At 55.8% G+C, this 24,094-nt stretch carries 29 protein-coding genes, 2 tRNA genes and 2 pseudogenes; 17 read left to right on the top strand and 16 right to left on the bottom strand.

Going from position 1 to position 24,094, the window contains the following annotated elements:
* The 4 genes from ACMTNU_RS17060 to thiS all read right to left on the bottom strand — a co-directional run.
* A partial coding sequence (locus ACMTNU_RS17060) for a threonine synthase (RefSeq protein ID WP_413936500.1) occupies positions 1-412 on the bottom strand: 412 nt, incomplete at its 3' end.
* 22 nt (positions 413-434) lie between these two features.
* Positions 435-1,253: a HesA/MoeB/ThiF family protein gene (locus tag ACMTNU_RS17055; protein ID WP_413936499.1), complete on the bottom strand. Its 819-nt coding sequence runs from the start codon at positions 1,251-1,253 to the stop codon at positions 435-437.
* A 79-nt stretch (positions 1,254-1,332) separates the two neighbouring features.
* On the bottom strand, positions 1,333-2,262 hold the full coding sequence (gene cysK, locus ACMTNU_RS17050) for a cysteine synthase A (RefSeq protein ID WP_413936498.1): 930 nt from the start codon (positions 2,260-2,262) through the stop codon (positions 1,333-1,335).
* A complete protein-coding gene (thiS, locus tag ACMTNU_RS17045) occupies positions 2,259-2,459 on the bottom strand; it encodes a sulfur carrier protein ThiS (protein ID WP_090750901.1) in 201 nt (66 codons plus the stop codon). The genes cysK and thiS overlap by 4 nt, the downstream gene beginning before the upstream one ends.
* A gap of 217 nt (positions 2,460-2,676) precedes the next feature.
* On the opposite strand from thiS, the gene ACMTNU_RS17040 reads away from it, so the two are divergent.
* The 12 genes from ACMTNU_RS17040 (at position 2,677) to ACMTNU_RS16985 (ending at position 11,865) form a co-directional block, all read left to right on the top strand.
* On the top strand, positions 2,677-3,054 hold the full coding sequence (locus ACMTNU_RS17040) for a hypothetical protein (RefSeq protein ID WP_413936497.1): 378 nt from the start codon (positions 2,677-2,679) through the stop codon (positions 3,052-3,054).
* On the top strand, positions 3,051-3,614 hold the full coding sequence (locus tag ACMTNU_RS17035; protein ID WP_413936496.1) for a phospholipase D-like domain-containing protein: 564 nt from the start codon (positions 3,051-3,053) through the stop codon (positions 3,612-3,614). The genes ACMTNU_RS17040 and ACMTNU_RS17035 overlap by 4 nt, the downstream gene beginning before the upstream one ends.
* Positions 3,615-3,663: 49 nt before the next feature.
* The gene (locus ACMTNU_RS17030) at positions 3,664-4,935 is read left to right on the top strand and encodes an FAD-dependent monooxygenase (protein ID WP_413936495.1); all 1,272 of its coding nucleotides are present in this window, start codon (positions 3,664-3,666) and stop codon (positions 4,933-4,935) included.
* Positions 4,936-4,939: 4 nt separating this feature from the next.
* The gene (locus ACMTNU_RS17025) at positions 4,940-5,692 is read left to right on the top strand and encodes a hypothetical protein (RefSeq protein WP_413936494.1); all 753 of its coding nucleotides are present in this window, start codon (positions 4,940-4,942) and stop codon (positions 5,690-5,692) included.
* A complete protein-coding gene (locus tag ACMTNU_RS17020) occupies positions 5,689-6,444 on the top strand; it encodes a TPM domain-containing protein (RefSeq protein WP_413936493.1) in 756 nt (251 codons plus the stop codon). The genes ACMTNU_RS17025 and ACMTNU_RS17020 overlap by 4 nt, the downstream gene beginning before the upstream one ends.
* A gap of 96 nt (positions 6,445-6,540) precedes the next feature.
* Positions 6,541-6,795 carry a type II toxin-antitoxin system Phd/YefM family antitoxin gene (locus tag ACMTNU_RS17015; RefSeq protein WP_413936492.1) on the top strand — a complete coding sequence of 85 codons (255 nt, stop codon included), beginning with the start codon at positions 6,541-6,543 and terminating at the stop codon, positions 6,793-6,795.
* A 5-nt stretch (positions 6,796-6,800) separates the two neighbouring features.
* Positions 6,801-7,061 carry a type II toxin-antitoxin system RelE family toxin gene (locus ACMTNU_RS17010; protein ID WP_413936491.1) on the top strand — a complete coding sequence of 87 codons (261 nt, stop codon included), beginning with the start codon at positions 6,801-6,803 and terminating at the stop codon, positions 7,059-7,061.
* A 24-nt stretch (positions 7,062-7,085) separates the two neighbouring features.
* Positions 7,086-7,859 (top strand): DsbA family protein, encoded by a 774-nt coding sequence (locus ACMTNU_RS17005; RefSeq protein ID WP_413936490.1) that lies wholly within the window; start codon positions 7,086-7,088, stop codon positions 7,857-7,859.
* 124 nt (positions 7,860-7,983) lie between these two features.
* Complete coding sequence (locus ACMTNU_RS17000; RefSeq protein ID WP_413936489.1) at positions 7,984-8,742, top strand: hypothetical protein; 759 nt, start codon at positions 7,984-7,986, stop codon at positions 8,740-8,742.
* A gap of 144 nt (positions 8,743-8,886) precedes the next feature.
* The gene (locus ACMTNU_RS16995; protein ID WP_413936488.1) at positions 8,887-10,470 is read left to right on the top strand and encodes a tetratricopeptide repeat protein; all 1,584 of its coding nucleotides are present in this window, start codon (positions 8,887-8,889) and stop codon (positions 10,468-10,470) included.
* Between the two features lie 147 nt (positions 10,471-10,617).
* Positions 10,618-11,343, top strand: coding sequence for an MBL fold metallo-hydrolase (locus ACMTNU_RS16990; protein WP_413936487.1), 726 nt, complete (start codon positions 10,618-10,620; stop codon positions 11,341-11,343).
* A 114-nt stretch (positions 11,344-11,457) separates the two neighbouring features.
* Positions 11,458-11,865 (top strand): DUF6982 domain-containing protein, encoded by a 408-nt coding sequence (locus tag ACMTNU_RS16985; RefSeq protein WP_413936486.1) that lies wholly within the window; start codon positions 11,458-11,460, stop codon positions 11,863-11,865.
* A gap of 329 nt (positions 11,866-12,194) precedes the next feature.
* Here the strand turns inward: ACMTNU_RS16985 and ACMTNU_RS16980 are convergent, their stop codons facing one another.
* The 11 genes and pseudogenes from ACMTNU_RS16980 to ACMTNU_RS16930 form a co-directional block, all read right to left on the bottom strand.
* A complete protein-coding gene (locus tag ACMTNU_RS16980) occupies positions 12,195-13,175 on the bottom strand; it encodes an L-threonylcarbamoyladenylate synthase (protein ID WP_413936485.1) in 981 nt (326 codons plus the stop codon).
* Between the two features lie 45 nt (positions 13,176-13,220).
* Positions 13,221-13,742: a peptidylprolyl isomerase gene (locus tag ACMTNU_RS16975; protein WP_413936484.1), complete on the bottom strand. Its 522-nt coding sequence runs from the start codon at positions 13,740-13,742 to the stop codon at positions 13,221-13,223.
* A gap of 40 nt (positions 13,743-13,782) precedes the next feature.
* The gene (locus ACMTNU_RS16970; RefSeq protein ID WP_413936483.1) at positions 13,783-15,102 is read right to left on the bottom strand and encodes an MFS transporter; all 1,320 of its coding nucleotides are present in this window, start codon (positions 15,100-15,102) and stop codon (positions 13,783-13,785) included.
* 99 nt (positions 15,103-15,201) lie between these two features.
* On the bottom strand, positions 15,202-15,882 hold the full coding sequence (locus ACMTNU_RS16965) for an FKBP-type peptidyl-prolyl cis-trans isomerase (RefSeq protein ID WP_413936482.1): 681 nt from the start codon (positions 15,880-15,882) through the stop codon (positions 15,202-15,204).
* Positions 15,883-16,033: 151 nt separating this feature from the next.
* Positions 16,034-16,126, bottom strand: a tRNA-Ser gene (locus tag ACMTNU_RS16960).
* 126 nt (positions 16,127-16,252) lie between these two features.
* Positions 16,253-16,576: a hypothetical protein gene (locus ACMTNU_RS16955; RefSeq protein WP_413936481.1), complete on the bottom strand. Its 324-nt coding sequence runs from the start codon at positions 16,574-16,576 to the stop codon at positions 16,253-16,255.
* A 459-nt stretch (positions 16,577-17,035) separates the two neighbouring features.
* Complete coding sequence (locus ACMTNU_RS16950) at positions 17,036-17,401, bottom strand: hypothetical protein (protein ID WP_413936480.1); 366 nt, start codon at positions 17,399-17,401, stop codon at positions 17,036-17,038.
* Positions 17,402-18,531: 1,130 nt separating this feature from the next.
* Positions 18,532-18,879, bottom strand: coding sequence for a hypothetical protein (locus tag ACMTNU_RS16945; protein ID WP_413936479.1), 348 nt, complete (start codon positions 18,877-18,879; stop codon positions 18,532-18,534).
* A 443-nt stretch (positions 18,880-19,322) separates the two neighbouring features.
* Positions 19,323-19,412 (bottom strand) — tRNA-Ser (locus ACMTNU_RS16940).
* Positions 19,413-19,637: 225 nt separating this feature from the next.
* Positions 19,638-20,456 (bottom strand): annotated as a pseudogene (xerC, locus tag ACMTNU_RS16935) (tyrosine recombinase XerC); the annotation flags it as partial.
* Positions 20,457-21,009: 553 nt separating this feature from the next.
* Positions 21,010-21,267, bottom strand: coding sequence for a helix-turn-helix domain-containing protein (locus ACMTNU_RS16930; protein ID WP_090899543.1), 258 nt, complete (start codon positions 21,265-21,267; stop codon positions 21,010-21,012).
* 726 nt (positions 21,268-21,993) lie between these two features.
* Here ACMTNU_RS16930 and ACMTNU_RS16925 point away from each other — a divergent pair.
* Genes ACMTNU_RS16925 through ACMTNU_RS16905 form a run of 5 tightly spaced genes read left to right on the top strand, consistent with a single transcriptional unit; the run spans position 21,994 to position 23,515 of the window.
* Positions 21,994-22,245: a type II toxin-antitoxin system Phd/YefM family antitoxin gene (locus tag ACMTNU_RS16925; RefSeq protein WP_173045372.1), complete on the top strand. Its 252-nt coding sequence runs from the start codon at positions 21,994-21,996 to the stop codon at positions 22,243-22,245.
* Positions 22,242-22,622, top strand: coding sequence for a type II toxin-antitoxin system VapC family toxin (locus ACMTNU_RS16920; protein WP_413936478.1), 381 nt, complete (start codon positions 22,242-22,244; stop codon positions 22,620-22,622). The genes ACMTNU_RS16925 and ACMTNU_RS16920 overlap by 4 nt, the downstream gene beginning before the upstream one ends.
* Before the next feature lie 50 nt (positions 22,623-22,672).
* Entirely contained in the window at positions 22,673-22,885 is a 213-nt protein-coding gene (locus ACMTNU_RS16915) for a type II toxin-antitoxin system RelE/ParE family toxin (RefSeq protein WP_413936501.1), read from the top strand.
* The gene (locus ACMTNU_RS16910; RefSeq protein WP_413936477.1) at positions 22,882-23,205 is read left to right on the top strand and encodes a helix-turn-helix domain-containing protein; all 324 of its coding nucleotides are present in this window, start codon (positions 22,882-22,884) and stop codon (positions 23,203-23,205) included. The genes ACMTNU_RS16915 and ACMTNU_RS16910 overlap by 4 nt, the downstream gene beginning before the upstream one ends.
* A 19-nt stretch (positions 23,206-23,224) precedes the next feature.
* On the top strand, positions 23,225-23,515 hold the full coding sequence (locus ACMTNU_RS16905; protein ID WP_413936476.1) for a hypothetical protein: 291 nt from the start codon (positions 23,225-23,227) through the stop codon (positions 23,513-23,515).
* A gap of 198 nt (positions 23,516-23,713) precedes the next feature.
* Here the strand turns inward: ACMTNU_RS16905 and ACMTNU_RS16900 are convergent.
* Positions 23,714-24,094 (bottom strand): annotated as a pseudogene (locus tag ACMTNU_RS16900) (hypothetical protein); the annotation flags it as partial.

The following is a 24,094-nucleotide window of genomic DNA, read 5'->3' as shown; positions in this document are numbered from 1 at the left end:
CTAAGTTGCCGGTCGAGGCACAGGCCACGGTTTCAAAGCCGAGCTCGCGCGCCCTCGTCAGGGCAACGGCCACGACCCGATCTTTAAATGACAGCGTCGGATGATTGACGGTGTCGTTTTTGATGTAGAGTTCGTCGATGCCGAGATACGCACCGAGGTTCTTCGCCCGGACCAATGGGGTGAATCCCGCATGCGGACCGACGAAGTTGGTCCCTTCGACCGGTAACAGGTCGAGGTAGCGCCACATGCTATCCGGTCCATCTTCGATCTTCTTGCGCGAAATCGCCTGTTTGATCTCGTCATAGTTGTACTTCACTTCGAGTGGGCCGAAGCACATTTCGCAGACGTGGATCGCCTTGGTCGGATATTCCTTCCCGCATTCGCGGCACACTAGCGCTTTCATCTTGCTCATCGTGGTACCACCTTCTCAAATCTTATGCAGAGGGACGCACGGCACATCCCGCATAAGGATCCCCATCGTCAAACAGCTCGGTAATCGTCGGATGTTCTCCGCAGAGCGCACAATTCGGATTGCGGCGGACTTTGATTTCTCGGAATTGCGTCTTCTTGGCATCGAAGTCCAGCATACGGTCGGTCAACGGCCGTCCTATGCCGAGGACCAGCTTCAAGGCTTCCGTGGCCTGGATCGTCCCGATAATGCCCGCCAAGACACCAATCACGCCGGCTTCCTGGCAGGAGGCGACAAGGCCAGGCGGCGGAGGCGCTTTGAATACGCAGCGATAGCAGGCCGACTTCTTCGGAATGATGGTCGTGACACGTCCGTCGAATCGGAGAATGCCGCCATGCACCAATGGTTTGTTCGCGAAGAAGGAGGCATCGTTGATCAGAAACTTCGCGGGAAAGTTATCGACGCCGTCGATGATGACATCGTAGTCGTTGAAGATCTTGAGCGCGTTGCCGGCGGTGAGGCGCTCTTCGTACATCGAGACGGATACGTCGGGATTCAATGCCTGGACTTTTTCCTTTCCCGAAAGCACCTTGGGACGTCCGACGTCGGGAGTATGGTGCAGCACCTGGCGTTGTAAGTTGGTGAGGTCCACGACATCACTGTCGATCAGTCCGATCGTCCCGACGCCTGCGGCAGCCAAATACAACGCCGCCGGAGAACCGAGCCCACCGGCACCGACGAGCAGAATGCGAGACTTGGCAATCTTCTTCTGTCCCTTGCCGCCGACTTCGGGCAATAGGATGTGCCGGCTGTAACGGTTGATCTGTTCTTCGGTAAAGTCCATCGCGTCGCTCGCGACCTTGAGTTTCTAGTTTCAGGTTTCAAGTTCAAACATGAAACAAGAAACATCAAACTTGAAACTGCTAGATATTAAAATACTTCTCAATGCTGATATAGCGCTCGCCGGTGTCACACAGGATGGTGACGACGTTTTTCCCGGATCCCAGTTCATCGGCGATTTTCTGCGCCGCGAAGACATTGGCGCCGGCCGAGATGCCCACCAGCAGGCCTTCTTTCTTCGAGAGCTGTTTGGCGGTCTGATAGGCCTCGTCATCCGTGACGGTGACCACGCGGTCAAGAATCTTTCGATTGAGGACCTTGGGAACAAAGCCGGCTCCGATCCCCTGAATCTTATGCGGTCCCGGATCGCCGCCGGATAATACTGGTGACGTCGCTGGTTCCACGGCAATGACTTTGACCTGTGGGTTCTTTTCTTTCAAGAATTCGCCGCATCCGGTAATGGTCCCGCCGGTACCGACTGCGGCCACGAACGCGTCGATCTTTCCTTCGAGTGCGTTCCAGATCTCCACCGCCGTCGTCATTTTGTGCATCGCCGGGTTGGCCGGGTTCGAGAATTGATCCGGCATGAAGTACGACGGATTTTGGGCCAAGATGCTTTCCGCTTCCTTGATCGACCCTTTCATACCTTCCCAGGCCGGTGTCAGGACAAGCTGTGCGCCATACGACGACAACAAGCTGGCCCGCTCCATACTCATGCTTTCCGGCATGACAAGGATCAACTTGTATCCGCGCACTGCTGCGACGAGGGCCAGTCCGATCCCGGTGTTGCCGCTGGTCGGTTCCACGATGGTTCCGCCGGGTTTGAGTTTCCCTTGCCGTTCCGCCTCATTGATCATGTTGAGGCAGATCCGGTCCTTGACACTGCCTCCGGGATTGAAAAATTCGACTTTCCCGTAGATCGTGGCGGAACCCTCTTTTGACAAACGGTTCAATCGCACGAGCGGAGTTTTCCCGATCAGTGCCGTAATATCGTGGTGTAAGGTCGTGCTCACCGACCGCCTCCCATGTAGAAGAGGAACTCGACATGGTCCCCTTCATTTAGGTGAGTCGTGGCCAGATGGTCACGATCCAGGACTTTGTCGTTCACCTCGACGGCGACCATCTGCGGTTCGATGTTCTTGGTCTTGAGTAAATCGAGGACAGTTCCGCCCGTGACTTCTTCAGGCTTTCCATTGATTTTGACCTGCACGGATTCTCCCAAGTTGGCTTAGAGATTAAAGAATTTCGAAAATAACAAAGGCAGGCGCTGCTTGTCAAGGCTACGTCATGCCTATGAGAGACCGGAACCAGCCAAAGGATTCACCGCCTCCTGCCTGGCCGGTGAGCAGGAGGAGATCCTCACTGAGAGGATTGCTTGACTTTCGATCCGCCTCATCGCCACTATGCCGAGGATTAGGAATGCCGGGATGTGGAAAAAGAATTTTCTGTTTCGTGCCGCAGAGTCAACGCCACTTGCCGAGTCTGAGAACGAGCTGTTCCATGATACGGAACCGGCACTGGACAGCGCCGGTCTCGTGCTGGACAAGTTTCTCTCAGTATGGGTGCAGGGTGACGGGACCGAAGAGCAGCCGTCGGCCTATACGAGCCTCTATGTGCGAACCGCGATGCTGGACGTAAAGAAACACATCAGTCTTCTACAGCCCCTTCAAGGGCGTTCTCATCAGATCAAACAATTGCTCACGCCGGACCAAAAACAGTTTCTTCGACAATGGCTTCAGGTCCAAGCCCCACAGGCCTGGGAGTCGTCGGACGATCACTTCCGCGACCTCTTTGATCTGGAATGATCCGGCGGGTGCTGTTCCCTTCATTCACCTGGTGTTGCCGGCTGGTCACGATCTGGCTACTGGCTACTGTTCTGCTTGGGCCAGGCGGAGCGGTTTCAGCTGGATCTATCGAAGTTTGGTATGGCCCTGAGGATCGCCCACTTGAACATCTTGTGCGGGTCTACGATCGTGCCAAACGATATATCTTTGTCGCGAGTTATGGGTTCACGTCGCCGCTCTCGGTAAAGGCATTGGTTGAGGCGACAAGACGAGGTGTTGACGTTCGGATCCTGACGGATCGAGAACGTCTCAACGATCCGAAGCAACGGGCGGCCCTCTCGGCATTGCGTGAGGCCGGGATCCCAATCAAGGTCAATCAACACGACAGCCTCATGCATCTGAAGCAGGTCGTGGTCGATGATGAGGTCAATACGAGCGGTTCGATGAATCAGACAACAAGTGGCAATCAGTACAACGACGAACGCCTGGACATCATCAGAGACCATGCCATTACCGTACGGGCCAGGGAAAAGTTTCTTTCTTTATGGAAAGACCAGGAACGATTCCAGGAGTGGAAATAGCAGGAACATTGGCGGTAAGGTGGCTCTATATCTGCGTCGTTGAGGAACGATGGTCGAAGAAACCGACATCGCGGTTGTGGGAGGTGGGGGCGGCGGAGCTGTGCTGGCCCTTGCCCTGGCGCAGAAGGGGGTCAAGACCATTGTCTTAGAGCAGGCACCGGGCCCGCCGCAGGGGTTACGGGGAGAAATTCTCCAACCGAACGGGCAACACGTCCTCGATCGTTTGGGATTGCTGAATAAGTTGCCGGGATCCTCCACGCGGACGGTGCATCAGTTTCATTTCTGCCGGGTGGGTGGTCAACGGCTTTGCACCATTGACTATCGCGACTTGCCGCCTCCGTATAATCGGGCGGTGGTGACCCTGCCGAATGTGGCGCATCATGCCATTGTGGACGCAGTCGAGCGAGAACCCTCGGTCTCCTTACGGTATCGAGCGACCTTTACCGGCTTACTTCGTGAAAAGGGACGTGTGGTTGGCTTGACTGCCAAGCAGGGAGACCAGGAGCGGACGATTAAGGCGAAGGTGGTGGTGGGGGCCGATGGAGCCTTTTCGAAAGTCCGCGAGGCGTTGCAGATTTCGGCTGATCTCTACCTCTACCCGCAGGGGTACTTGATCGCGTTGTTGGACGCGGCGATTCCCATGAGTGAGGCGAAATATTTCGTCGGCAAGCGAACGATTCTTGGTCTATTTCCTGCCGCCGGGGATAAGGTCTATGCGTTCTACATGATCAAGACCGGTTCGTATGACCAGGTCAAAGCGCAAGGCCTCTCCACTCTACAGAACGCGTGGATCGCGATCGATCCATCGAGTGAGCCGATATTTCGGACCTTGATCGATTGGAAGCAAACGGCCTTTTTACCGACCGGGCGGGTTCGTACGCCCACATGGGTTGCCGATGGAGCAGTCTTGATCGGAGATGCCGCACATGCCATGAATCCGCATGCCTCGCAGGGCCGTATGCAGGCGATGGTCGATGCGATGACGTTGGCCGACCTGTTACCGGAATGTCTTGCGACGAACGACTACTCCGCTGCAACGCTCAAGCGCTATGAAGATGCACGGCGACCGCACGTCGCGATGTTGCAAAAGCTGGCTGATGAGCAGGTGCTCTTTTGGAATACGGCCAATCCGCTCATCGGCTTTCTCCGGGATCGTGTTTTCAGCACTCTGGACTGCAATGCGCGCCTTCGTTATCGGGTGTTGTCCACGACTGCCGGACTTCGTAAAGACCCTCCGTTCGGCATACTGGACCGCCTGATGGCGGCCGGATTTCTGCCGGATCCTTCGGCTCGCGATATGGCAGCAGGAGGCATCCGGTAAGGACATGCAGTCGGTTGATTGGACCATTGATGGATTACCGGAGGAGACGCAAAAGCTCTTACGCACCTACGTGAAGGATGTGACCAAGGTTTATGGATCTGAACTGGAAGGCATCATCCTCTATGGCAGCGCGGTGCGAGGGGAGTTTCTCCCGGGGCGCTCCAATCTTAATCTCCTCTTGGTGATGTCGTCCTATGACCTGGCGACGTTGAAACAGTATGACAGTCTTCACAAACGCTGGAGTAAGGACCAAGTGGTCGTGCCCTTGTTCCTAACGGTCGACGACATCCAATCCGCCTCCAAGGCGTTCCCGCTGGAATACCAAGACATCCATGATTGCCGGCGGTTGCTGTGGGGGCAAGATCCATTCGTGGGACTCAAGATCGATACTCGTTACTTGGCCGCTGAAGTGCTCCAGGCCTTGCGTGGAAATCTGCTTCGGCTCCGGCAGCGCTTGGTGGAAGGCCGAAGCACGGAAGAGGCCATCACCATTCTCTTGGCACTCTCGATGACCGCACTCCTTCCGGCCCTGCGCGGTGTGCAACGGTTGCTCGACCGACCGGTTCTCGCCCACGCGGAGCCGCTGTTGAAAGATCTTGAGGCTGCTCTCGCGGTGGATTTGACCGGTCTCCGCGATGCCTTGCTTCTCAAACGGGGGCAGATTTCTCCGGGCCAGAAGGAAACTCCGCGACTCATGGATCGTTACCTCGAAGGCCTGACTCGACTGGTCACAGCCGCAGAGGCCAGGATTACATGATCAGATCACTCCCGAAGAAAACATGGCTTGGGATTGTCTGGTTGATCCTGTTCGTCGGAGTCGTGACACCGTTCGCACATGCCGCACTCTATGATCGATCGAAAGAGCGGGTTCCGCTTCCTAGCCCAATCGGCTATGTCAGCGATCACGCGCAAGTCGTCGAACGGGAGTGGAAGGACCGTATCCGATCCGTCTGCACCGATCTTGAAAAGAAGAGCGGCGTCGAGATGGTGATCGTGACGGTCCCGAGTATTAAGCCGTATCCCTCTGCGAAGGAATATGCGGATGCCCTGTACGCAAAATGGCAAATCGGCTCGACACAGCAGGAGCATGGGCTGATGGTGTTGGTGGCGGTGCAGGAACGCCAGGCGGCGATGACCTTGGGGCGCCAAATGTTGCCGGCGGTCACTCCTGAAATTCGGCATGAAGTGAGCCGTCAGTATCTTCAGCCTGCGATTGAACGGGGCCATTTCGGTGAGGGGCTATACCGTACTGCGGTGGCTCTTGCGACACCGGCGCAAGAAGTGAGGCTTGAAACTCCGTCGCGTCGCCGCATCAAGGGACTTGGAGTTTGGATTACTCTTGGGACCACTGGCGCTATCGTGGGGTTCTTTTGGTGGCTCAGCCGTCCTGACCTCCGGCATCCCTATCGGCGGATTCAGAAGGGTGAGTATTGGGGAACCGGTCAAGGCGGTTTCGGCGGCAACTGGGGCGGCTTCGGCGGCGGAACGAGCGGAGAAGGATATCGATAGTTCGAGAGGGCTCTCACCGCGAGTGTGAGAGCCCTATGGTTGCTTTCATCAAATTGTTCATTCAGTTATACTCACGACATGAAAAAGGGAAGTGTGATGACCAGGGTCAATAGTGCCGAGGTCAAGAAGCAGTTGGGACAGATTCTTGCGCGCACCGCTCGAACGAAGCGGCGGGTGATGGTCACCAGCCGTGGCAAGGATGTGGCGGCCGTGGTCCCTATTGAAGATGTGCAGCTGCTTGAAGAGATCGAAGATCGGTTGGATCTGGACGAGGCTCGTGCCGCATTGGCGAGTGTGAAGCGAGAAGGTACGGTCACATGGAAGAAAATCAAGCGGGATCTCGGATTATGAGTTGAATGGTGCTCTATCAGATCGAGTTCTCCCGCCAAGCCGATCGCCAATTTCGGAACCTGCCATCGCAGATTCAACAACGGCTCAAGTCGCGAATCGACTCCCTTGTAACCACGCCACGCCCTCATGGATCTGAAAAACTCAGTGGCGTCGATCAACTCTACCGCCTTCGGGTCGGAGACTATCGTATCATCTATGCCGTGGAAGACAATCGCCTGCTTGTCCTCGTGGTCAAAGTAGGCCATCGCCGTGAAGTGTATCGTTAGTCGTATTCTAGAGGAGATCTAGCAATGAATAATTCTCGTTTCGGGAACCGGTTTGCATTGTCGCTGACCATCTTTGCCGGTCTGACCTTGTTCCTGTCCGGCTGTTCACGCACGGCAAAGGAAACCATCCCGTCGTCGGCACTCAATCAGGAAGTCAGTGAGGCTGTGATTGAGCGCTATATCCGTGCCCATCCCGAAGTGATCGAACAATCGCTGCAGGCGATGGAGGTCAAACGTGAGGCGGACCAGAAGGAGCGTCAGAAAGTTACCCTCAAGACTAAGCAGGACGAGCTCTTGCACGATCCTCTGTCACCGGTCAGCGGCAATCCGAAAGGCGAGATCACCGTGGTTGAGTTCTATGACTACCGTTGCGGCTTCTGTAAGCGTGCGGCACCAGCCGTGACAGAACTGCAGAAGGTCGATCCCCGTGTGCGGGTCGTCTATAAGGATTTTCCCATTCTGGGCGAAGCGTCGGAGCTTGCGGCTAAAGCTGCACTCGCCTCATATGCGCAAGGAAAGCACCAGGCTTTCCATGAAGCGCTGCTCGAGTCCCATGTAGACGTGACGAAGGAGTCGATCTTAAAGATCGCGACAAAGGTTGGTCTCGATGCAAAACGCTTGGAAGCGGATATGGCCGATCCGAAGTGGAAGGGCGTCATCGCCAAGAATCGCGCCCTCGCTCGCGAGCTCGGTATCTCTGGGACGCCAGGGTTTATCGTGGGCAATGAACTGGTGCCTGGGGCCTTGGATTTGAACGGGCTGAAGGAGTTAATCGCTCGGGCGGGACAGGGGAAATGACGTTCGGTTAAATGTGCCGGCATCGTGAGAGGACTCGAGCAGAATCTCCAATATTTCGAGATCTGGTCGACCAAAAACCTGAATTTATCAGACCTTTCCTAAGTATTGTTAGACGTCTCGATTTATGCTGCGCGTTCATCACATTGCTCTGTCACTACAACAACTGAATTTGATCCCGCAATCAGAACGGCGGCTGGTTACATTGGTCGCACACGCCGCCAATGAGCTTAGTGTCCTATCGAAACTCTTTCACTTCATGGCTGGGGCTAGTCCTAATGTAGCAATGCTTATGCAGGCCGAGAACACGCAGGCCTTAGTCATCGGGCGGTTACTTGCAGGGAAGATCTATGAGTGTTGGAAACTTTTGCAATCTGCCTTTTGGGGGAAGGCCCTGTCCAAAGACTATGAAAAGAAATTCGATGCTGAAGCTTCAGTGTCGCTCTCATGGCTGAAGAAGTACTTTAGCCGCGACAACGTCATTGCGAGGGTTAGGAACGAGCATGCCTTCCACTACTCACTCGAGCAAATTGATGACGGCTTTGCCACTCTAGTAGAAGGGGACCCACTTGATATCTATCTCGCGGAATCTGTGACCAATACGTTGTATGCCTTTGGCGATACGATTGCCGGGCGGGCGATGCTAGAGAACATCAAGCCAGGCACCCATGAAGAAGCGTACGAAGCGCTCCTTCAGGAAACGTTGCTGGCCGTCAATCATATGCAAACAGTTATAGGTACCATAATGGACATCTGTTTTCAGAAACACTTCGACGGAAACCTATATTCATTGGGTGCCAAGACGGTCGAAATTGAAGGCGCTCCGGATTCACAAACCGTGAAGATTCCATATTTTATAGAGATTCATAACGATAAAGACTCCTAACGCGCAAACGAGAAATTGGGTTGGGTCTTACAATACGACAGCATGCAGCACGAACATGATGTTAGTATTTGCTTCCGTGGTAACTTGAATAACGTTCTGGTTGTTCCAAACAGCGTGGGCTGGAGGCTGGCGCGATCTCTGAATGTGCTTCTTGCTGCGTGCCTCTTCGGGTTTGCCGGGGTGTCGGTTACGCATGGGGATCCTGGCTCTCAGAGTCAGGTAATCGAGACGGTCAAGGTGCCGCTCTATGACAACTTAGGCACGCTTCACTATCCGATCACCACGGCAGTGCCGCATGTGCAGCGGTATTTCGACCAGGGATTGCGGCTCTACTACGCGTTCAACCATCAGGAAGCTATCCGGTCCTTCCAAGAAGCTGCGCGGTTCGATCCGGACTGCGCGATGTGCTACTGGGGCATCGCGCTTGCCTACGGGCCTAACATCAATGCGCCGATGGATGTTGCGAGCGGGCGTCTCGCCCATGACGCGATTCAGCAAGCCAGCCAGCATGCAACAAGGGTGAGCGATCGAGAGCAAGCTCTGATCCGAGCGCTGGCGACGAGGTATGTAGCGGAGCCGCCGGCTGATCGTACAGAATTGGATGTCGCCTATTCACACGCGATGGCTGAGGTGGTGCAGCGCTTCGAGGATGACTTCGAAGCCAAGACGCTATATGCAGAGTCGTTGATGGACTTGAGCCCATGGAACTATTGGACTGCTGATGGTAAGCCCAAGCCCAATACGGCCAGGCTCTTGTCACAGCTCGAAGAAGTCCTGGCTGCCAAACCGAGTCATCCGGGTGCGAACCACTTTTACATCCATGCGGTTGAGGCGGTGCAGCCGGAACGGGCACTCGCGGCTGCCGAGCGCCTTGCGAGTCTCATGCCTGGCGCGGGGCATCTGGTGCACATGCCGGGCCATATCTACATCCGGGTCGGCCGGTACGAGGATGCCATCAAGGCCAACGAGCATGCTGTGCATGCTGATGAAACCTACATTCGAGATCATAGTCCAGCCGTCGGCATCTACGTGCTTGGCTATTACCCGCACAACTACGACTTTCTCGCGTTTGCCGCGAGCATGATCGGCCGTGAAGCCCAGGCCATCGCTGCGGCAGACAAGATTGCGGCCTTAGTGCCACAGGAATTGTTACACGAGCCCGGGATGACCTTCCTTCAGCATCATCAGACGCGCCATCTGCAGATGCGCGTGCGGTTTGGTCGATGGGACGAACTGCTGAATGTGGAGGGACCTGCTGAGGATCTGCCTCATGCTCGCGCGATGTGGTTGTACGCGCACGGGCGAGCATTGGCGGCACGTGGCCACCTCAAGGCGGCGGATGCCACGCTGGTCCAGTTGCGCGCTATCGCTCAGGATTCTCGGGTAAGATCGCTGCGTCTTGAATTCAATACCGCCGGCGCCGTGCTGGACATTGCCGTCGAGGTACTTGCCGGCCACATCGTCGCAGCAAAGGGTGATCTGCCTGGAGCAATAAGTCATCTGAGAGAGGCCGTGCGACTCGAAGATGCGCTCGTCTATGGTGAGCCGCCTGAGTGGACGGTCCCCGTGAGAGAGGAACTTGGTGTGCTTCTGCTCAAATCGGGGCGCTCAGACGAGGCCGAGCAGGTGTTTCGTGAAGATCTGAAGCGATTCCCGAACAATCCCTGGGCTCAGCAAGGCCTTGCCGACGTTCTCCGTTTACTGAATAGCGAAATGAAAGCCGAATGATGGAGTAGGGTGGAACAGCGCTGTGTGGAAGCTGTGTGGACGGACGCGTACCTCCTCCACCATACCACCCTCTTCCTTCCCGATCTGTGTTGCACCTCTTCTCTTGTCGTACGTATGATCGCAGCCCTCCATTCTTGAGGAGACTCCATGGCAAAAGTTACTGAGATCGCTCCAGACCTCTTTCGTATTACGACGTTCGTTCAGGAGTACAACATCCAGTTCAGCCAGTTCTTGATGCGCGACGATCAGCCGTTGCTGTTTCATACAGGCCCGCGGGCACTCTTTCAGGAGGTCAAATCTGCCGTGGCGTCGCTCATCGATCCACAGACTTTGCGTTGGATCGGATTCAGTCATTTCGAGTCCGATGAATGCGCAACGGTGCTGGAGTGGCAGCAACTGGCTCCGCAGTCGGAAGTCGTGTGCAGCGTGGTCGGCAAGGTGGTGAGCGTCGACGACTGTTTGGCGCTTCGTCCTGCCAAAGGGATGGGTGACGGGGAGATCCTTGAGACTGGGCGCTATCGGTTCCGCTTTCTTGCCACGCCACATGTGCCACATTGCTGGGAAGCGGGACTGCTGTTTGAGGAGACAGAACGGACGCTTTTGTGTTCCGACCTCTTTCACCAAGACGGGGATGTTGAACCGATGACGCAATCGGATGTCATCGGCCGATGTCGGGAGACGCTGGTGGGGTATCAGCGAGGTCCACTGGCGAATTATGTGCCCTATTGTTCCTTGACGGAGGCGACGCTGAATCGACTGGCGGCACTCCAGCCGAAACGGCTCGCGACGATGCACGGTTCGGTCTATGTTGGTGATGGAAGTACAGCTCTTCGCGATCTTGCCGTGATGTGGCAGGAGGTCCTCACCACATAATCGGGGCAGACCCGCTCCGTTCCTTCAGGAATCACATTTTTCTTGGGAATAACGTCCGCCACAGCGATACTGCGAAAGCAGAAGGTCAGGCCTTTGTGGAATGAGGGAGGGTGTATGACCGGTCCGGCCAAGATCGTTGTGCGGTATCAGAATGGATCGATGTTGAAGGGCTATGCCCAGGACTTCTCCCCCGGGGCCCAATATTTTCACGTGAAAGCAGAGGGCGCCAAGACATCGGCACCGCTCATGCGCGTGATCATGCAGGAGCTGAAGGCCGTGTTCTTCGTGCGCGACTTTGTCGGAAACGGGAGTTACACGGAGGGCAAGTCATTCGTTGCGGGCAAGCCCCTGTCCGGGCGAAAAGTTGAGGTGACGTTCCAGGACGGCGAACTCTTAGTGGGAACGACCACTGGCTACGACTCAACTCGGCCCGGCTTCTTCCTCTTTCCGGCTGACGATCGAAGCAACAATGTTCGTATGTACGTTGTTGCCAAAGCGGTCAAAGGCGTGCGGTTTCTCTAGCCCGCACTATTCATGACTCTTCTGCTGCAATCGCCGATCCGCTGTTGCGGCAAGCCTGCGGCCAGCGGGCTCGCCCCTCAGACCCTCGAGGTACTGCACGAGTACGCCTCTGGTCCTCCGGGCTCCGCGCGCCGGTCTCACGACGCGGTTGGGCGATCTCGCCACGAACAATCATGAATAATGCGGGCTAGCAGAATGCTGAGAAAATCAGCCAGCGACGTTCCCCGCATTGCTTTGAAGTACGTGAAGCGTATCTCGTGGAGCGTCGTTCGTTTTCGAAATGCGAAAAGCGAGATACACGTGTGTGGTCAGGCTGTATGGTGCAGAATTTATGAGGCGGCACAGCGGCGCAGACGGTCCATGATCGCTATCCCCAGCCCTTCTTCCTGACAAGGTTCCACATAGATTCGATCCAAACCTTGCGCGTCCAGCCGTCGAAGAGCCGCAAAGAGATGGCGTGCGGCTTCCCGAAGATCGCCGGTTGTTGAGAGGACCTCAACCGCTGCAAACCGCTCGTCCGCTGCACTGGCTTCTGAGAAGATCAACAATCCAGCCCGCTCGTTTTTGGGGGGTGTCGGTCGTGTCTTGGCGGAGGTCAGGATTGTGACGGGAGTTTGAGTTGCGTAATGGCGAGCCAGTTGCCCTGGGGCGGTCGGTTGGTCGACAACGGAAGACGATCGGCTCAGTGACCCTATGAAGGCGCTGAGTTGTTCCAGCGTGATGCTCCCAGGTCGCAACAATTCAGCCTGGGGGCCTATCAGTGAGACGATGGTCGACTCAACGCCGACGGGACAAGGCCCTCCGTCGAGGATGAGATCGATCGCGCTTCCCAGCCCATCTGCCACGTGTTGAGCCGTTGTTGGACTGACGTAGCCAAAGGGATTGGCACTTGGTGCGGCAATCGGCGTGCCTGCCTCTCGAATCAGTGCCTGCGCCACCGGATGGTTCGGCATTCTGACGGCGACGGTATCCAGACCGGCGGTGACGAGATCCGGAATGGTCGGCTGTTTCGGCAAGACCAACGTCAGTGGTCCCGGCCAAAACTGATCGATCAGCTGCCACGCTGTTGATGTCAGAGTTCTTACCACGTTGTCCAGTTGTCTCCGATCGGCAATATGGACGATGAGCGGGTCGAATTGCGGACGTTGCTTGGCTTCAAACACTTTCGCTGCCGCGTCAGGATTCAACGCGTCACAGCCGAGTCCATAGACCGTTTCAGTTGGAAAGGCCACGAGCCCGCCCATTCGAATGGTCTCGGCGGCCAGGCGAATGGATTCTGGCGCTGAGGCTGGGAGGATTTGAGCTTTCACAGGAGTGATTGTGCTGTTGAATGATGGTCTGTTGCCGGTGTCCCGCTATTCTCTGACGGTCATGGTCATGCTGATGGGATCGAGGGGATTGTCATATTCGTCGCGTGGCGCCGCGACGATTGTGTCGACCACGTCGATCCCACGAAAGACTTCTCCGAACACCGTGTAGCGTCGATCCAACCCGCTGTTGTCGTCCACACAGATAAAGAACTGTGAGCCGTTGTCGTTGAAGTCGCGTGTGCTGTTGCTCTCGCGCGGCATCTTGGCCATGGAGAGTGCACCGCGCTTGTGCGGGTAATCGTTGGGTTCAGGGGAGAGAAAGTATCCGGGGCCGCCGGTTCCATGGAGCATACGATCCGGCTGCTTGCTCAAGGGATCGCCGCCTTGGATGAGAAATCCAGGGACCACTCGATGGAAGGTGGTGCCGTCATAGAACCCCATCTTGATCAGGTTGATAAGGTTCTCGACATGCCGCGGTGCGGCATCAGGATATAGGCGGATCTTGATCTCGCCCAGCTTCGTGGTAATGGTGATGCGAGGATCCTTTTTCTGAAACTGCAGTGTCATGGTGCTGACTGTAACAAGGCCATCCTCGCGGTGACAAGGACTACCGATAGTACTCAGCACTATCGTCCGTGAGCCGTTCTTCCGGGTTGATGCGGAGCCACATGCATCCGCCGAGCAGTGCCATGAAGGCTGCCAGGCCGAGCGAAGCGGGCCATCCCCACTGTTGCGCGATCCATGGTGTGAGGGTCGGGGAGACCGCCCCTCCGAGATTGGCTCCCATGTTCATCAAGCCGGACAGGCTTCCGGCATGGGCCGGAGACAAGTCGCTGATGGATGACCAGTAGGCGCCGATCGTGAAATAGAGCCATCCTGCTCCTAATGAGAGACAGGCAATGGCGAGGTAGGGTGATTCAACCAAGGCACCAATGGCGATGGATAGAGCGGCCAGACCCATACCGGCCATGCCGACGATCCGGCGTCCTCTTGTGATGCCATACGTGCTCGCCAGTCGATCGGTGACCCATCCACCGACGGGACAGGATAGGAGAATGGCCAGGAATGGGGCGGCGGCGAAGAGTCCACCGCGTAAGACGCTGAAGCCTCGTTCATTGACGAGGTACAAATAGAACCAGGACATATAGACATAGGCGACATAGCCCAGGCATCCGTAACTCATCATGAGCCACCAGACGGTGGAGGTTCGTCGTACGCGATTCCAGGGAATCGGAAGCTGGGGCTTCTGTACGGGTGCAGCAGCGCTCGCCCCTGGAGAAGAGGTAAGCCAGGGGTGACTCGTGGGACGGTCAGCGGCAAGAAGCCACCAGACGACGGCCAGCCCTAGGCCAAGACCGCTTGAAAGATAGAACGCGGTTTGCCATCCATAGTTGACCATGATCCAAGCGGTGATTGGAGGGGTGACGGCTGCACCCACCCCGATTCCTCCGATGGCAATGCCGATACCAAGTCCCCGTTCGTGGGAAGGGAGCCAGTCCGTAACCGCTCGGTTAAAGGTCGGCAGCGCTGCCGCTTCTCCGACACCAAGGAGGAGACGGATCAACGCGAGTGCGCCTACGATTCCCAATGGGCCGGCGAGGAACGACGTGGCTGCCACAGCTGTCCAGGCGGTAAAGCAGGACCACCAGATGAGTGCGAGAGTGAGGACGATGCGCACGCCCCAGCGATCGCTCAGCCATCCACCTGGAATTTGGAAGAGGGCGTACCCCACGACGAATGCGGAGAAAATCCAGCCCATCTCCTGGTCGGTCAGTCCCAGAGCGGGCATCATCTGACGAGCCGTGACGGAAATGTTCACCCGATCGATATAGGTGACGACACTGATGGCGAAAAGTAAGCCAAGGATGAGCCAACGTATCGGCGAGGGTGACGGATCGGTGCGAGGAAGAGGGGCCGTGTTACTCACGGCAGGTTTGAGAGTTGGTGAGGATGGTTCGCACGATCGGCTGGTTGGTAGCAGGGTGAGTGGAGTGCCGCCTCTGTGCAAGAGGCGGCACTCTCGCTGTTACTTTGCAGCCACGATCTCGAGCAATTCTACTTCAAATACCAACGTGGACCCTGGCTTGATGGGTGAACCGGGAGGGCTGGCATCGCCATAGGCAAGATTAGCCGGACAGACCAACCGACTTTTGCCACCGACCTTGATTTGCTGAACTCCTTCCGTCCAGCACTTAATGACTTTGTCGAGAGGGAACGTGGCCGGCTCTCCTCGCTTGATGGAACTGTCGAACACGGTGCCATCGGTGAGGGTGCCATGATAATGGACCTTGACGGTATCGGTTGCTTTCGGCGTCGCGCCGGTTCCCGGCTTGATCGGTGTGATCACAATGCCAGACTCTGTCTTGACGGCGCCCTTTTCCGTTGCTGCTTTGGCGGCGAATGCCGTTCCAGCTTTTTTCTCACCCTCGGCGACGAGGGCCAACCGAGCTTGTTGAAGTTGCTGGATCTTTGGCCCGAAGGTCTGGAGGTCGACTTTTGGAGAGCGCTTGAGCACGCCATCGGTCATCCCACTCTTGACCATGTCCAGTTCAGCTTCGGTAAGTGAGAATGTCCCGATTGATTGGCTGAGGGCCAAGCCAAGGGCATACAAGGTTTTTTGGTCATCATTGGCTGGGTCCGATGCTGCCCACGAAGGGGCCGCAAGAAGGAAAAGCCCAGCAGCAATAGTCAATATACGAGTTCGCATAGGTTGTCGGGTCCTTTCGTAATAAGAGGCCAAAGAAGTTTGTAAGCATACGACAGGTATCGTGGTCCTACAATACATATTTCAGGGGTAGAAGTTGGAGGATTTAGGGTAAAAGTGCCTGATTACGCAGAGGAATTCATTTGAGCAATAGTGGCGGAGAGGGAGGGATTTGAACCCTCGGTAGAGATTTTGTCCCTACGACGGTTTAGCAAACCGTTGCCTTCGGCCACTCGGCCACCTCTCCACGTCACGATTGTAGGGATCGGGCCGCATCCACAGCGGAAATTGTCGCCAGGGGCGGGACATCACCGATGCGGAGGCATCTTACCTCAGCTCAAGGGAGAGGCACAAGGGATGATTCGCATCTGGTTCAACTGCGCAGGCACATTTTCGAGGTTGCCACACGACGAGGTTTGAATACGCTGTGCTTCACGTATGTTGGTTCCAGCGACAGTAACTGTGTGAGCCGCTTCTGTACTGACTTGATGAATCGATAGAGCTGGTTTGATAGATGAGTAGGAGAGAGGGCGTTATGCTGGGAACCCTCGGTCTGTTCTTCAATCTGTGGGACGAGGCTGGTATATCGTAGCGCGATATGGCTTGGCCGCACCACCCCGCTGAGCATCAGCATATGAAGCGCTTTGCGTTTCCGTTCGGTACGACCACGATACATGTGGAGTCTAGAAACTGACATCGTGCATCCTCCTCGGTGATCGATCATGTTTATCCGACGGTCTGGGTACATGCGCTCAAATCCACAAGATGTGCTTGAAGTCTGTCTCGAGATTTTTGGGGTGACCACAGTGACGGCATCGAGCAGAGAGGACTGACTGGTCTGCAATGCCTGTCGTGCGAAGCACCAGTTGATAGATCGTCCCTCCGCAGAAAGGACAGGCCTTCCCACGGAGTTCCCGTCGAATAGCTCCTCTAGAATTCGGTTGTTTTTCCACGTGTGGTTCTCCTGCTCACCCTGAGGTGCTGTATGGAACAGTCACAGGAATATGAGTGAAGGGAGGTTTCTTCGGGAGGGAGAAGAAACCTTCGTTGCCTGCGGGTGGGCATCCGCACACAACGTCCTTCACCCACGTGTTCTGTAAGCCCTCCTCTACCGGTGCACCACGCGATCCATGTTTTCCGATGGACCGCTCGACCTTCATGCGCGAATCACAATCTGTTCCCACATTCGGTGTGGAAGTGGTACTGCCTGGGTTGTCGGTGCGATGAACTCCCTCAGGCGGGCTTGATCTTTGGACGATGTGAGGAGCAGGTCGAGCTTGACCCACTGGTGTTTGACCCACTGAACTTCGGCAAGGTCAATATAGATCGCTGAACTCTCATCGTCGGGGAGCCATAGGCGTAACTTGACATAGTCGCCGGGGTGCAGGGTTTCGGGGCCTGTGATCGAAGGAGGGGAGGAGGAGAGCGCATAGATACAACCTTCGCCCTGTAACCCTTCGCTTCCTTTCGACAGGATGCAATCGATCGCGATCTTTGAAACCATGGCCTGGGGCATCATCATTACGCCTCCTTGAGATGTCTTGATGGTCATTGCACGGTAATACGAGAACGGAAATGCGACTACTACCCTGGTAGGTGGCAAGACCCATCAAACGAGGGTGTCGGCTGTCATCCGTTGAGCGTTCAAGGGGATGGCACGGTTGCATTGGCGTGCCATGGATAGGCCGCTTTGTTCAAAGAAGTACAAAGGGAAGACGAGGACTGTTGTTTCCTCTGCACCTGAGGCCGGTATCGTCAACAGTGCGTTGTGTTGGTTTTACTACGAACTGGTATATGGCGAAGGAAGCATTCGGTTGGAATTTTCAGCGGAGAGGGAGGGGAGACGCTCCCCCCAACTACAAAGATACGCACTCTCTATGGCCCCACATTTGTTCAGGCTTCCAGAGGGGCGCATACCCAGCGATGGGTCGTGTCTGCGTGTCTAGCAGGCTGCGGAAAAACTCATTTTGACCCGTGTCGCCGTCACGGATATTGAGCTGTGAGAGGACGTTGAATATTCATGCAGGATGCGCAAAAAGGCCGTCCAGCAAGGCCGCAGCGAGCGAAGAGGCGAATCGTACTCTGGGCCGTACGTTGAGCCTCTGAGCGATGCGAGAACGTCGGTGGCGGTCTTTTTCCGCATCCTGCTAGAGCCACTGTCGTGTCGCAAAATAGCTGAACGCAAGGACACAAAGGACTCCCATAATGCACAGCACGGCTGCCCTAACAAGAGGATTGTGAAGCCACTGGAGTGAGCTCTGAAATAGGTTGAGAGAGACTGCCATAGGACACCTCTCTTCTCGCAAGGTGCGGGTTGGATGGTACGGTCATAAGGCTACGCTTGGTCGATGAGCCTGTAAACAGGAGATTACTGGCTCCTGGAGCCAGTTGGCCGGTACCCTTGATCAAAACTCGTGTCATCAAGCCCGATCACATCCTACCAATTCAGTTTCCCCTCTCCCTAATCGGCACATCTCGGCCTTCTTCGGGAAGTCTATCCCCTGCAGGCAGCTACGCTCGGCTTCCCGTAAGGTAGGAATTCCATAGTGCCGCCGTCGAGAAAAGAGATCACCGGCCCCATGAAGTCAGCACAGGCCTCGCACCATAATCAGAAGAACAGAGGTGGCAAGTGTGGCTCTAACGCGTACCAAGTCATTCCCTGAGAACTTTATTGAAACAGTCACCTGCGTTGATCGCCTTCAGCGTTGCACAGCTGATGATCTTGGCGGACCCTTTAGCGTCGTTATAGATCAGGACAGCAAACATTTGGCCGTCGCGACAGGTCACATTCCAAATGGCATCATCCGACTTCGTTGACCCCTGGAAGAAGGTTCGTGTCACGGAGTCACAGCGTTGTCCACTGCCTTGAAGAAACTTGGCGAAGAGCGTGTTCCGGTCTCCCGCTGTCATCTGCAGTATACGGCCATGGGCGGGGTTTGCTGATGCCTCTTGTATCCAGATTCCCCCGAGCAAGAGAACAACAATAAGCGCATGAACCATCTGTTATCCTTCCTGTTGCATATTCTATTAGGCGAGGTAGAGCTAGGACTACGGTCTGTCCTGGTTAATGTGTCGTTCTCCGGGGCATCTTCATGCCCCTCGCAATAATCCGTCTGATGTGCTCCAACAACTCCACCGATTGCTTGGAGTCCATCCTGTTCTGATTCAAGCCCTCGAGCATGTCATTCACGACTGTTTCTTCGGTCTGAGCCATCATGTCCGGCGATGGGAACATCGTTTCAGAGAGTCGAGCGCGTGGCTTCTTCGTTCGTAAGACCCGATCAGTCTTTGACCGGTAGAACATCACGAGTGAGGATGCTCTCCGTGAGGCCACGGAGCGGCTCAACCTGTACATCCAGGAGAAAAAGGGTACACGTTCAGTGACAGCTGGGAGAGTTGAGCGGGAAGGTGGTCCGAATGAAAGTTCACAACCTGTTAAAATATGGCGGAGGGGGCGAGATTTGAACTCGCGGATGGGTTACCCCATCTCCGGTTTTCAAGACCGGCACGTTCGGCCGCTCCGTCACCCCTCCGTGTCTGATATTCGCTTTAAATTCAATTGTTTCGTTGGTAGGCGTCTGAGCCCCTTCTCGGTGAGGGTCCGGCTGGGGCGCGTTTTCTGGGTTAGTTAACCTCCTCGGACTTGTCTCCAATAGCTCATCGTCCAGACGCTGGACCTGGTGCCGATGGTCTCCCTCAAAGAGATGCGAGTATACATCCAACGTGATGTTGATGCTACTGTGACCGAGTTGTTGTTGGATATATTTTACGTTCGCATTCTGTTGAATCAACAGGCTGGCGAAGGTGTGCCGCAGGTCATGGAATCGTACCCGACGCAGCCCAGCCGCTTCGAGACAGGCGTAGAAGCCTTTCCTGAGGACCTCATTCGTCATACGGTTGCCATGTGGCGTCAAGAATACCCATTTCGGGAAAGCGTATCCCTTCATCGAGCTTTCAAGCTGAAGATTTTCTTTCAACTTGAGCAACTCGGCTTGTAACTGGGGAGAGAGATCTACGCGCCGAATCCGGTTGGTTTTGGTGGATGTCTCTTGCCGCCTGACAACATTATGCCGGACTTCAATGAAGGATCCCAGGAAGTCAATGTCTTCCCATTGGAGGCCGATCAATTCTCCCTCTCTCATGCCTGTCCGTACGGCACAAAGGAAAAGCGGATAGAGAAACGAATACCGCTCCTTAGTGGTGGCAAGTAAAGCCTTGACCTCGATTGCGGTCAGCGGTTCGATATGGGCGCTTGAGGCCTTGCATCCCTTCACGATCATCCCAACTTTGGACACAGGATTGGCGGTAGCGGTGCCATCGTCAATGGCATGGTTGAACATTTCTCGCAGCGGCGTCAGGATATTCAAAATCGTCCGTTTCTTGAGCCCCTGGCTGTTCCAGGTGGCAACCAAGTCTTTCACATCCTTTCTGGTCACGTGATCCAAGGTGCGAGAGCCTAGGGCAGGGTAGAGGTGCTTCTTACAAACCTGCCGATAGCCTGAGGCTGTTGAGAATTTGCAGTTGTTATCCACGTAGGCACTGAGCCAATTCTCCATGTACCCTTTCAGGGTTGGCATGTTCCGTTCGGGTTGTGAAAAGATTACAGGACTGCCATTGGCCTCGGCCCATCTGATCTTTGCTTCAATCTTCTTGGCAAACTCTAAGGCCACTTTCTTGTCAGAGAACCGCTTCCTCTTGCGGCTGTTATTGTGGATGATGGAAACCCACCAGCCAGACTTTCCAGTTCGTTGTGTAACTTTGACTCCCAATTCATCCTCCTTGGATTAGACGTTTCTGCCTACAGCATGATTGGTTGACATGTTGTCACCATCTTTCTTCCTGCTCTCAGTCATCCATCCACACGTGGCGTAATGCTATAATGCTGGCATAATATCTAATGGCACTGCAACAACGCTATTGACGCCCATAGCAGGGCCCAGTAGGGTGTGAACAATGGAATAGGATACCTCATCCAAGGAGCAGTTTAATCTCTGCATCGATTCTCGGTGAGCGATGCAGACGAAGATCCTGGCCATTCGGCAAAAACGGCGACCACATGCCATAGTGGAGGAAGCCCTTCGTGACCTTCTCAAGAAGTACAAGGTCAAAGGATAAACCTATGATGGGGTATTAGGCTACATCCGTCCTGTGCCGCGCCTCTTGCATCTCTCGGAGAGTATTTTCAACCAGAGCATCGATATCGACTTTTGTGACCTGCCGCCTGGTCAAAAACTGGTCAATATCCGTCGGACGAATAAGCACCTTGGTCCTATGGCCAGCTTGATAGCACGGTAAGCCATCAGCGAGCCAACGCTTGACCGTACGGGCAGAAACGCCCGCCCAGGCAGCTGCTTCTTTCAACGGCAGAAATCCTGGACGCTCCATCATTCAGTGACCAATGAGTTAACGCTCAGCACCCCTGCCGATGTGGCCTAGTCAGTGAATCGTCTCTAACGCTTTCCTAATAGTGATCCACTGCTCAGTCATTGCTCTCTCAAGCACTTATGAGAAGGTTCAGATTTTATAACCATACCGAAAAAGTAGGGGTGGCCACAGAAGCGAAGGGACTCCGGTGTTGGTGCCGGCCGCGTTCCGGGAGGCACTCACCAAGGTCTGCAGAGCGGCGGAGTGGCGCACGAATGTCTGCGGAGGCACCGCGTCTCGAGACGCCGTGCCAGGTGAAGTCTGGCACCGTCGTGTCGCACGATGCGACGCGACCGTGCCGAGACAATACCCGTCGCCCGTCAGGGGGTGTGGCACGCCCGTGGCAACCGCGCCACCGCGGACGGTGTCACGGGTGCAAGCGTGCGTGGCCACAGACTGGGGGATTCTGTTGCGCCCCGGTGTCGGTGAGGGGCGCAACACGATGGTGAAAAGAGTTCGGTGCGCGAGTTGGTGTCTGAGTCCACTCATGGTCGAGATGGCTCTTCAGGGAGAATCGAGGAGCAGAGGTGCGAGTCTACTACCTCCATGACGGGAATCCGGATATCGAGGCGCGCCTCATGTTCAAGGATCATGATGGGCGCATGGGGGCGACCTCCTGTGCACGGGAACGAATGGATTGACTCCCGCACCAGTCCGAAGTAGACTAAGCTTAGTCCATATGGGGGGTGTATGAAAGTTGCCACCAAAACGGTGAATGTCCATGAGGCCAAGACCCATTTTTCCAAACTCCTTGCCGCCGTTGCAAAAGGGCAGCGCATTACGATTTGCAAAGATGGAATGCCGGTGGCCGAGCTGGGACCGCTTGAGGCCAAGCTGCCACGTCGCCGCTCAGGGCTTTTGAAAGGACGCGTGACCATCTCTGACGATTTTGATGCGCCGTTACCACCGGACATGATGGCTGCATTCGAGGCTGGGCCATGAACCTGTTATTAGATACGCACGTGTTTTTGTGGTTTGTGATTCAGTCTCCACGACTCTCGAAAACCATCTATCACCAGATCGAGACCACGCCCGTGGTCTATATCAGTGCCGCGTCCCTGTGGGAAATCGTCATTAAGATCCAACTCAACAAGCTCGCCGCGGATCCCAACGAACTCGCGGCGAAGATCGTGGACAGTGGGTTTCAGGAATTACCGGTGTCTGTGCTCCACACCCTGGCGCTTGAACGGTTGCCGCTGCATCATCGTGATCCCTTTGACCGTATCTTGGTGGCGCAAGCCCAGGTTGAACACCTGCGCATGCTCACTTGTGATGCGAGTTTGAAGCCCTATGGTCCGGTGTGTCAGATGCTTCCGTAGACCAACCGAGTGTGCATCTCGTCCCGGTCTGATCGAACGGATCACCGTGGATCCGCTCCATCGCGTCACATGTTCGAGGCAAGATCTGGGAGCTGCGTCCGGAATTGTCGGGGACTGAGTACCGGTTCTTTTATGCCGCATTCGTGAGGCAGCGGTTCGTCATCCTGCATGCGATCTGGAAGAAACGGCAGAAACTGCGAGAACGAGACATTGTCCTTGCGGAGCAACGATACGAGGAGGTCACGCGCAAGGCGTCACGATGAATACGCATAGACAGTACATTAACGAACAGATCAAGAAGGAGCCAAAATTCGCCAAGGCTCTTGCGAAGGCGGAGCAGGAAGTTGGGATTGCAGTGGAGCTGGCGAAGCTGCGGGAACGACGCGGGCTCAGTCAGACGGAGCTCGCCAAACTCACCGGTATGAAACAGCCGCAGATTGCTCGCTTAGAAAGCGGGGCCCATTTCCCCGCGTTTCCCACCCTGCAGAAGCTTCTGGGCGTGCTCGGTGGCAAATTGGAACTGACCGCGGATGCCTGCCATCTCGTTCCAACACGACCGAAGGTCGCCAGCGCGCGGCGGTAGCGCGTCCTCAGCATCCAGAGTGCAGAGAGTCATCATAATCGAGGGGAGAGAGACCCTGAGGCAGCGCGCCGCGAGACGACACAAACATCTCCAACTCGATCAAGGGAAACTCACGCGCGCGAAGGCCGTGCTGGGTGCCAAAACGGAGACCGAAGCCATCGAACGCGCCCTTGCGCTCGTGGTGGAGGAGCACAGGCTCGACCAACTCTTGAAGTGGGTGAAGGGACGCATGCAGCTGCGAAGGGTCTTTCGAAGAGATGCGGCGCCTCAGTCTTCATACGAACCGCTCCGTCGACTAGTTGCACACTGAGGACCGTCGTCACGCAGAATCAACGGGACGTTCTCGCCATCCAGTCCATCCGTCCCTTCAAGCTTAGTCTGGTCTAAGCGTTGCGGGATCGTTTGATCGTGTCGTACGCCGCTCGTCTCTGATGCTGATCCCTTTTTTCACGACAGTGGTGAAGCACCCCCGGCAACCTCGCGAGAGCCGTTCGGCGTTCCACTGCGTTCAGCGACCATCTAGATGGGTGCATCGTCGCCGGCTGGCCGACAAGCGCGTCAGGCTCAAGATGGCATCGAAGCCGACTCGTTGACTCCCTTCCATCTTGGCGAACGGGCTTGGTTGCTTCGGTCTCTCTGAACAGGACCGTCTCGCCTCGTCCGTTGAGTCTGCTCTGCCATGCCGTGCTGGTGATGAGCGGGGACCAGCTTGTGGTTTCGGGTTAGGTGCCTGTGCGCATCCGGCCGTCGCCCTGGCTTTCCACCGGTGGGCTGCGTCGATCATGCCCGCACGTCGCGAACGATCGCGTCGTCTTTCGCGGGCATTCCTCCGCTTCGCGCCCGCCGGCCCGCCAGGTGGCGGCGGCCTCTCTGTCTCCTTTGTCGTCGC

The sequence above is a fragment of the Nitrospira sp. BLG_1 genome (genome assembly GCF_047338595.1).
Classification (GTDB): Bacteria; Nitrospirota; Nitrospiria; order Nitrospirales; family Nitrospiraceae; genus Nitrospira_D.
Note: the sequence above shows the minus strand (reverse complement) of the source record. Positions and strands in the feature narration are given on the sequence as shown.